The organism is Spiroplasma endosymbiont of Megaselia nigra, assembly GCF_003987485.1.
In the GTDB taxonomy this organism is placed as follows: Bacteria; Bacillota_I; Bacilli_A; order Mycoplasmatales; family Mycoplasmataceae; genus Spiroplasma.
This window is the reverse complement of the sequence record NZ_RCOO01000277.1, coordinates 1-1,118: the sequence shown is the minus strand read 5'-3', so window position 1 is coordinate 1,118 and position 1,118 is coordinate 1. Positions and strand designations below refer to the sequence as shown.

3 protein-coding genes are annotated in these 1,118 nt (G+C 22.1%); 2 read left to right on the top strand and 1 reads right to left on the bottom strand.

Going from position 1 to position 1,118, the window contains the following annotated elements; genetic code table 4:
- Position 1 precedes the first annotated feature (1 nt).
- Together D9R21_RS08735 and D9R21_RS06670 are read left to right on the top strand one after the other, a co-directional pair.
- A complete protein-coding gene (locus D9R21_RS08735) occupies positions 2–136 on the top strand; it encodes an IS3 family transposase (RefSeq protein ID WP_126820873.1) in 135 nt (44 codons plus the stop codon).
- Between the two features lie 27 nt (positions 137–163).
- Positions 164–367, top strand: coding sequence for a hypothetical protein (locus D9R21_RS06670; protein ID WP_126821561.1), 204 nt, complete (start codon positions 164–166; stop codon positions 365–367).
- On the opposite strand, the gene D9R21_RS06665 is transcribed toward D9R21_RS06670, so the two are convergent.
- On the bottom strand, positions 360–854 hold the full coding sequence (locus D9R21_RS06665) for a C39 family peptidase (RefSeq protein ID WP_255416639.1): 495 nt from the start codon (positions 852–854) through the stop codon (positions 360–362). The genes D9R21_RS06670 and D9R21_RS06665 overlap by 8 nt on opposite strands.
- Positions 855–1,118 lie beyond the last annotated feature (264 nt).

The window sequence follows — 1,118 nt, the reverse complement described above, 5'->3', positions numbered from 1 at the left end:
TATAACAAAATACAAAAATTTTAATGAGCTAAAAAATATGATAGATAATTATATTGTTGAGTATAATAATTATAGAAGGGTTTTAAAATTAAAAATGCCTCCAATTCAATTTGAATTAAAAAGCATTTTAAATTAAAAAAATAATTCTCAGTTATTTGAAACTGTGCAAACAAAAGTAATTGGATTTTTTATTTTTAAAAAAAGATATAGAATAGAAGAAAAATTAAAAATAGTAAAAGAAGGATTGCAATCAAGTGTTAATAAAATAAATTATGCAATGTTTAAAATATTGTATATTCAATTAGTTGAAGAATCGGTGGTGATAGTAGTTAAAAATTCACAAATAATTTTAAAATATTTTAATTAGATTTAATAATGCTACTATTTGCATCATAAGTAAATAGACTACTTATTTGTGATTGTTTAACTTCTACTTCTCCGGATCAAGGATCAGCAATTAAATATGTATATTCTTCAAATTTTTCTGATACTTGAATTCCATGTATAACAATAAGATGTCTTATCATATGGTTGTTTCAAGGATATTTACCATGCATACTTAATATAACTGGAAAATTATGCTTTAAACTATTGTTTACATCATTATAAAATATTTTTTGTTCTTTTTCGGTTAAACCATAATTGAGTCCTAATATTTTTCGTGTATATTTATGATTATTTTGGTTTGTGAATTTATTTAAAATTGCTGGAATATTTCCTGGATAAGTTCCTGTTTTTACAGTTTGTAAATAATTTGCTAATTTTTCTTGTGATATTTTTTTATTAGCAACATAATTTATTACCATTTGTACACTAGCGGGGCCACATCAATAATTTGTTTCTTGATAAAATAATTCAACGGGTAATGAAATTGATTTATGTTTTATAATATTTTCATTTTTTTCTTTATATAATGGTTCATAATTTTTAATTAAAGGTTCTTGTTTTCATTTATTTTTATAATAGGAATCGTGTACGATGAAGCTCCAAAAAACAACTCTTGTTAAATAAAAAGGGTTGTTTTTTTATTTGTAAACCCATAATTATTAATTGATTCAGAGAAAGGACAGCATCTTAAATTCTTAAAATAGAAACTTTTTATTACAACTTTTTGATAT